Genomic DNA, 7,853 nt, shown 5'->3' on the forward strand with positions numbered 1-7,853 from the left:
AAAAGAAAGTTGCTTTCATAGACCCTGGGCCATCTTGTTTAATAGCTGATGGTTTAGCAAGATGTGGGGTTAAAAAACAACTATATTTTTTCACCCGTACAGTTCAATCCGGCGATCCTATATCTCTGACTTATGGTCCGAGGTATATTGGCGAAGATTCGGGCTTGGCGCTTAAAAAACAGTTCAGCTTTCATAATACTTTAGAAAAGAATTGGAAGCTAATTGTGAGAAGCAAATCAAAATTGTCAGAAATTGCTCAGGTATTAACAGAACAAGACGTTGATCTGATAGTCGGCGGTGGGAGTCTGGAGTCTGCCTGGTTGGCTAACACTTTAGCTCAAATGACTGATATACTCACAGTCGGTTGGTTGTTGTTTAAAAATATTCCGGTCCAGTCGGCAGTTTTTGTCAGCGGGCCTGGCTTGCCTGATCCTTTTCCTGATGAGATTGCTAAGGATTTACCTTCTAATATGGAAGAAAGGATAGGCCGGCAAAATAGTTTGGTTTGGCTGGAAGTAATGGATCTGGTCATGAATTATACTAAGGCTTTGCTGGTGCGCGGTACTGAGTTCGAACGTAAGGATTTGGAAGAGTTGTTCTTTCATCGGCGGAAAAATTTTGTTTTACGCGGAAATAATGACTGGCCTTGGTGGATTTATTATCTGAATTCAGAAAAAAAACTCTCTTTCTTAAAGAATGTTTTTTCCACCAGATTTTTTATTCCCCAAATACCAGCCGATGCTTTTGCGGATGAGAGGGTTATGGTCATAGGTTGCGGTACCGGCAGTTTAATTGTCGGCGGGTTGGTTAATTATTATCGCAATCTATTACTAGTTGACCATAAGCCATTTTCTCCGTACAATCCTGTTCGCCAGTTGGTCGGAACTAGCTGGATTGGAACTAAGGAAGCAAAGCCATTTGTTTTACAAAAATTTTTAAGCCAAATGGTGGATCCTGGCGGTGACTGGGAAGCTAGTACTTCTGACTCTATTCGCACTTTGAGCAACAGCCAATACAGCTTTGGTGCGGTTGATTTATTGATAAAAGAGTCGGATCCGGCATCTCTGGAAAAGTTCAAAGATTTACTGGATACTTATAAGCCTACTTTGGTTATTGTTGCTACGGGCCGTACTTATGATGACAATTTCACGATTTGTGAAATTTTACGCAAGCGAGGCATTAAGCATATTGTGCCAAGTGCTTTTCCGGGCGCGACGCATTACAAAGTAGTGGTTGTTAACGGTTCTCAGGGCCCCTGTTATGAGTGCTTTCAGAACAATCTTACTTTGGACGTATCACCAGGCCCGGTATTGAATGAAGAAATGCGGTCTATGCTGTATTCTGATCCGGATGACCCAACTCAGCCGGCGACTATATTTGAAACCTGGCCGAGCGCCCATCTGGCTCTGCGTTTGAGTTTGGAACTTTCCCTGCCTGATTATCTCCAATCAGCTTGGTTTAGAAATTCTATGCAGGCTGAGAAGATATGTTTTGTTGGAGGTAATTATTCAGAGTATCTTTTAGATCAACCGGGGTATGTCTACGGAGTGCAATATCCAGGGCAAGTGGTGCTTTACGGTGTAGACGATGTTGCTGGTTTAGGTAGCTCATACATTTGCAGTGTTTGTGGACGGAAATATAACATTAAACATAAACTTGAAACTTAAAAAGGAGGAGAAAACATGCCAATAAATTTGGAATGTTTTCGGCCTTATATCAATAGAGCTGGAGAACTGGCAACGCTTTTGGGAAGTGAATCAACAACCACTTTTCATTTGTTAGCAGCCATAGTTGATCTGGCTCAGGATGAATTAAGGTCGAGACTAAGGAGTGATGTCACGTTGGATATTTTAATTGAGATTTATAATCTCGGTGGAGTGTCAGCAGAGCACCCATCACTAATACGACAAGTATTGGCTGCGGGCTTACGTGCCCGCAGCCGGGCTTCTGGATCGCATGATGAGGGTATATATCTACTGATGGGTATATTGGCGTTACCTCTGTGTCTGGGTCATCAGGTGATACAGTCTTTGCAGGTGAGAATTAAGCCTTTGCAGTCACAGCTTGCCCAGATTGTCGGTCTGACAACACAAGTTTCAAGGCATCGTCCTGCTGGCACCCCCTCTTTGCTTGATATTTCACCGTCAGCTTCAGCGCCTATTCATCAGGTAGCTCCGGAGCCTTTAAGGCCTTTACGCTTAGGATCTTCTTCAGTTTTAGCTCAAATTGGAAAAGATTTAACATTGTTGGCCAGTAAAGGAAAAATCGATCCGGTTATCGGACGCGATAAGGAGATAAAAAAGGCTATACGGGTTTTGTTAAAACGCAAGAAAAACAATCCCGTATTTATTGGCGAAGCTGGCGTTGGCAAAACTGCTGTAGTGGAAGGTTTAGCCTCGGCTATAGTAGAGCAAACCGGCGTACCCGAAAAGTTAAGAGGTAAAAGGATTTTTTCTTTAAGCCTGACCAATCTGACAGCGGGTACCCAATACCGCGGCCAGTTTGAGCAGAAATTCCAGCGTTTGCTTAAGGAAATTTCTGATCATCCGGAAATCATTGTCTTTATAGACGAATTACACACGGTTTTAGGAGCAGGTTCGTCGGAAGGGGGTTTGAATGCGGCCCATATATTAAAGCCTGCTTTGGCTCGCGGAGAATTTCCTTGTATAGGCGCTTCTACCTTGGATGAGTACCGCAAATATATTGAAAAGGATGCGGCCCTGGAAAGGAGGTTTCAGCCAATCCTTATAGAAGAGCCTACAGAGAAAGTTACTTTGCAGATTTTGCAAGGTTTGCGCAAAAAGTATGAGGAATACCATCATGTAACTTATACTGATGCTGCTTTGTTGGCCGCTGTGAGGTTAACTGCCCGCTACATACACGAGCGTAATTTTCCTGATAAGGCCATTGATGTTTTAGATGAGGCGGGTAGCCGTGAAGTTGTAGCAGCTGATGGTAATCCGGTTATTGATGAGAAAGATATTGCCAGGGTGGTGAGTGAATGGAGTGGTGTTCCAGTATCGACATCCCAAGAGTATCACCAGCGTTTACTTGCCTTAAAAGACGAATTGTTAAGATATATTATTGGGCAGGATCAAGCTGTTAGTTTGATAGCCGAACGTTTATTATCCGTCAAAATGGGCAAGCAACCTATCGGTTCTTTTGTATTTTTGGGGCCAACTGGTGTAGGCAAAACTGAAGTTGCGCGTAAATTAGCCTTATTGTTATTTGGCAGCGAAGATTCATTGATTAAATATGATATGTCGGAGTATCAGGAAAAACATCAGGTTTCACGTTTGATTGGATCTCCTCCTGGTTATGTTGGTTATGATGAAGGTGGAAAGTTGGTGAATGACATCAGACACAAACCCTATGCTGTCGTATTGTTTGATGAGATTGAAAAAGCTCACCGTGATATCTTTGACATCCTGCTGCAGGTTCTCGAGGATGGAGTACTGACAGACAATCAGGGCCGTAAAGCGCATTTTGAAAATACTGTGATTATTATGACTACAAATGTAATTCCGGCGACGAAAAAGAGCATTGGTTTTACTAAGAATGATGAGATTGGAGATGTAAATGTGCTTCATCAAGCATTATTGGAGCGAGGGTTTCGTTTAGAGTTCATTAATCGTGTGGATGAGATAGTTCTTTTTCATAGTTTAATCAGAGATAATATGAAGGATATTTTGGAATTACGCCTGTATGAGATAGTTGAGCAAGTTAAGATTGATTATGATATCAGTTTAGAGTTCACCGAGAACGTCAAAACCATGCTTATTGAAAAAGGTTTTAGTGCTAAGCTTGGGGCTCGAGAATTAAAAAGGGTTGTTCGGCGTATAGTTTTAGCCCCTTTGGGACGGAAAATAGCGCGTCAAGAATTCGGCAACGGAGATCAAATTAAGATTATAAAAAGAAGCGATCAGATTATTTTTCAAAAGATTAGTACGAAAGGAGATAAGTGATGAAAGAATCTGATTATTATGGCCATTATATATTAGATGATGGAGAATACTATATTCCTGACGGAGAAAAGTTAATTACTTCTGGTTTTTTCATTACAGAGAGCGGTTATCTTTATAGGTTGACAAGGGAGTTTGAAAAGGCTTTTCCTACGAAAGTTAAATTTCAATTTGAAAGAAAGGTTAATACGACCGAAGTAGAAAAAGTTGTGAGAGAGATTGGTGCAGTTTTGGCAAAAAAAGTAAATTAAGTTAATTACCCGCAGTGACTATAATAGTCTACTGCGGGTATTTTTTTCGTTTATTTTAGTACAGGATTTATAATTTATACTTGACATAAGAATCTTGTTTTTTATTACCCTCATTTTCTTGGGTTCCGTTTGTACAACGGATAATTCCAAGAGAGGTGGCTGTCAAAGAATCCCTCACGGGTAAGGTGATAATTACGAAGGGTCCAGGATATTATTTTTTTCTTGTCTAAGGCAGAAAAATGGGGATTGAGTAATAGAAAAATCAATACAAAAGTGAAAGTAATTTTTGCAGATGGAGTACATGGTGAAGTTTATGTTGAATGTAAGTATGACATTCCTGAGGATGGGTTTACTTTTCTATATTTTCAATTTAGATCTCAAGCAGTTTTGGAAAAAGTAATGAAAGATTTATATCTGGCTAGTGCAGTTAAGACATCTGCCGCTTTAATGACTTCAGAACAGGTGATTGAAGAAAGATTTCGCTTTTCAGAATATATTAGTCAAATAGAAGATGGAGTTTATAAGATAAGGACTGAGTTAAGGAGTAAGTAAATTAGTGGTCAAAAGAGCAATTATTAAAAGGGATGAGTGTGGTTGGCCAGAACGTCTTTACTTTCCATTCCCCGTCCAGATTACTTTTTTATTTGACAAGCTTACAATATTTAATTAAACCCAACGGGTAGTCGCGAAGCGGCTGCCCGTTTTCTCTTGCCAAAAAAAAGAATTTATGTTAGAGTATCAGCACTTATTATTAGGGCGTGGATCTCGGATAAAAGGCGCGCATGGAGCCTGTTTCTGGGATTGGCGCAAAGAAGAAAGGACACATCACCATGATGGATAAGAAGAAAAAACAACGCATTATAAAGAAATTTGGCACTCATGCCAATGATACTGGTTCGGCTGAGGTGCAAATTGCCATTTTGACTGAGGAGATCAAAGAGCTGACCGAACACTTAAAAGAGCACCGTAAGGATTTTTCTTCCCGACGGGGTTTGATAAAAAAAGTGAATCAGCGCAGACGACTTTTGCGTTTCTTGGAAAAAGATAACAAAGAAAGCTTTGAAAATCTAGTTAAGAAATTGAAAATAAAAATTAAACCATCAGTGACCGCCTCTTTGGCTGAGGAAGATATTGAGGCTGCTGCAGCTGATAAAGAAGAGGCCGAAGGGGAAGTGGTTGAGGAGGAGAAATAGTTTATGGCTGTTAAACATAATAATCAACGGGTGGGGGTATTTGTTGATGTGCAGAATATGTATCATTCAGCCAAAAATCTCCATGGCGGCCGGGTTAATTTTCAGAATGTCCTCAAAGATGCAGTGGAAGGCCGTTCCTTGTTTCGGGCTCGGGCTTATGTAGTCAAATCAGAAACTCAAGAAGAGGAAGGTTTTTTTGATGCTCTGGCTAATCAAGGATATGATGTCAGGGTGCAGGATTTGAAGATTTTTCACAGCGGGGCCAAAAAGGCTGATTGGGATGTTGGTATTGCCGTGGATGTGGTCAGGTTTGCCACCCGTTTAGATGTAGTGGTTTTAGTTACTGGTGACGGGGATTTCGTCCCCTTGATAGAATATTTACAGTATCAAGGTGTGCAGGTAGAGGTGATGGCTTTTTCTGAGAGCGCTTCCCAGGCTTTGATTGACGCAGCTGATGAATTTATTGATTTAAGCCAGAATACCAGAAGGTATATTTTGAAAAAATGAATAAAGATTTAAGAATTTTGATTAGTAATTTTATAATATAATTAAGTCAGGCCGCAGGGCAAAAGAGTTTATTTGAAGTTAGGTGTCTGAAAGTTTTTTAGCCAGCTAATTTCAAATAACTCTCACAAAACAAATTTTGCGCCGCGGCCGGCGTAAAGGAAATAAAAAAAATGCAAGAAGTAAAAAAATTCCAGCTGCTTTGGGCTGGAAAAGAGCTTGAGGTAGAGGTCGGTAAACTGGCCAATCAAGCTCACGGGGCCTGTACAGTCCGCTTGGGCGATACAGTGGTTTTAGGCACAGTCGTGCAGGAGACAAAACCCAGGGACGGGGTAGATTATTTTCCCCTGTTGGTAGATTTTGAAGAGAAAATGTATGCCGCCGGCAAAATTAAAGGTTCGCGGTTTATTAAGAGAGAGGGTCGGGCTTCAGATGAGGCAATTTTGACAGCGCGCCTGATAGACCGCAGTCTGCGGCCGATGTTTTCCGAACTAGAGCGTCGCGATGTGCAAATTGTCCTGACTATGCTGTCTTTTGATGGTGTAAATGATCCTGATATACCGGCTTTATTGGCGGCCAGTTTTGCTTTGGAGATATCTCCAGTGAACTGGCAGGGACCGGTAGCTGGCGTTCGCTTAGGGCAAATTGATGGACAGTGGATCATAAATCCGACGTACGAAGAGCACGAACAGTCTGATTTGGATTTGACAGTTGTTGGAACTAAAGAAGAGGTAGTAATGATTGAGGCAGGCGCAAGACAGGTGGCAGATGATGTTGTGATTGAAGGAATTGCTAAGGCTATGGAGGCAGTCCAGCCTATTTTTCCTTTTTTGAAAAAGATTAGGGAAGAGGTCGGCAAGCCCAAAGAAGATTCTGGAGTTGAACTTAGTCAGGAAGACAAAGAAGCTCAAGAGTTAGTTGCTGCTAAGGTAAAAGAGTTTATCGGACAGCATGCTTTGGATAAAATTTTTCCCGTCAGGGATAAAAACGATTATAAGCAGAAAATCGGGCAGCTGGAAGAAGAGCTGGATAGTATTTTAAAAGAGGATAATGAAGTAAGTAAGGAAATGCGTGCCTGGGGCAAGGCCCGATTTGAAGATTATTTAGCAGATGTAGCCAGAGATTTAGTTTTAAACAAAGGCCAAAGAGTGGATGGCCGGGGCTTTGATGAGATTCGCCCCTTGTCAGCCGAAGTTAGTATTCTTCCTCGTATTCATGGTTCAGGATTGTTTGCCCGTGGCGAAACCCAGGCTTTGTCAATTGTGACTCTGGGCGCTCCTGGCGACGAGCAACTCTTGGATACTATGGAGCATGAGACCAAGAAGCGCTATATGCATCACTATAATTTCCCTGGTTTCAGCGTGGGTGAGGTCAAACCTTCCCGCGGGCCGGGCCGGCGAGAAATCGGTCACGGCGCTTTGGCGGAAAAGGCATTGCTTCCGGTTATTCCTTCTAAAGAGGACTTTCCTTATACTATCAGGGTGGTAACAGAGATAATGTCATCCAATGGCTCAACCTCTCAAGCTTCGGTTTGTGGCTCAACCTTGGCCTTGATGGATGCTGGCGTGCCTATTAGTGATATGGTGGCTGGTATTTCCATAGGACTTATGACCAATCCTGAGGACAGAAGCGATTATAGGATTCTAACTGATATTCAGGGGTTGGAAGACCATGTTGGTGATATGGATTTTAAAGTTTCGGGCACATCCAAAGGTATTACTGCTATTCAATTGGACATCAAGCTGACAGGGATTAGTCTGGATGTTTGCCGTGATGCTATCAAAGCAGCCAGTCAGGCCCGGGCACAGATTTTAGATGTGATGAAAAAAGCTATTTCTGAACCAAGGAAGGAATTATCAAAGTATGCCCCCCGTATCACTTCTTTACATATAAATCCGGATAAAATAAGGGATGTGATTGGCTCTGTCGGAAAAACCATCAGG

7 protein-coding genes are annotated in these 7,853 nt (G+C 41.9%); all 7 read left to right on the forward strand.

Going from position 1 to position 7,853, the window contains the following annotated elements:
- The coding region (locus AC3WVG_RS10685) for a ubiquitin-activating E1 family protein (protein WP_488798104.1) at positions 1–1,667 on the forward strand (1,667 nt) is incomplete at its 5' end.
- A gap of 15 nt (positions 1,668–1,682) precedes the next feature.
- The gene (locus AC3WVG_RS10690) at positions 1,683–3,965 is read left to right on the forward strand and encodes an AAA family ATPase (protein WP_488798105.1); all 2,283 of its coding nucleotides are present in this window, start codon (positions 1,683–1,685) and stop codon (positions 3,963–3,965) included.
- On the forward strand, positions 3,965–4,213 hold the full coding sequence (locus tag AC3WVG_RS10695) for a hypothetical protein (protein ID WP_488798106.1): 249 nt from the start codon (positions 3,965–3,967) through the stop codon (positions 4,211–4,213). Before AC3WVG_RS10690 ends, AC3WVG_RS10695 begins: the two co-directional genes overlap by 1 nt.
- A gap of 222 nt (positions 4,214–4,435) precedes the next feature.
- On the forward strand, positions 4,436–4,765 hold the full coding sequence (locus tag AC3WVG_RS10700; RefSeq protein WP_488798107.1) for a hypothetical protein: 330 nt from the start codon (positions 4,436–4,438) through the stop codon (positions 4,763–4,765).
- 230 nt (positions 4,766–4,995) lie between these two features.
- Positions 4,996–5,406 (forward strand): 30S ribosomal protein S15, encoded by a 411-nt coding sequence (rpsO, locus tag AC3WVG_RS10705; RefSeq protein ID WP_488798108.1) that lies wholly within the window; start codon positions 4,996–4,998, stop codon positions 5,404–5,406.
- 3 nt (positions 5,407–5,409) lie between these two features.
- Complete coding sequence (locus AC3WVG_RS10710) at positions 5,410–5,913, forward strand: LabA-like NYN domain-containing protein (RefSeq protein ID WP_488798109.1); 504 nt, start codon at positions 5,410–5,412, stop codon at positions 5,911–5,913.
- Positions 5,914–6,083: 170 nt separating this feature from the next.
- A partial coding sequence (locus AC3WVG_RS10715) for a polyribonucleotide nucleotidyltransferase (protein WP_488798110.1) occupies positions 6,084–7,853 on the forward strand: 1,770 nt, incomplete at its 3' end.

It is taken from the genome of Desulfovulcanus sp. (assembly GCF_982781345.1).

Coding starts and splice junctions, on each gene's coding strand:
- AC3WVG_RS10690 (WP_488798105.1), top strand. CDS start 1,683: ATGCCAATAAATTTGGAATGTTTTCGGCCTTATATCAATAGAGCTGGA.
- AC3WVG_RS10695 (WP_488798106.1), top strand. CDS start 3,965: ATGAAAGAATCTGATTATTATGGCCATTATATATTAGATGATGGAGAA.
- rpsO (WP_488798108.1), top strand. CDS start 4,996: ATGGAGCCTGTTTCTGGGATTGGCGCAAAGAAGAAAGGACACATCACC.
- AC3WVG_RS10710 (WP_488798109.1), top strand. CDS start 5,410: ATGGCTGTTAAACATAATAATCAACGGGTGGGGGTATTTGTTGATGTG.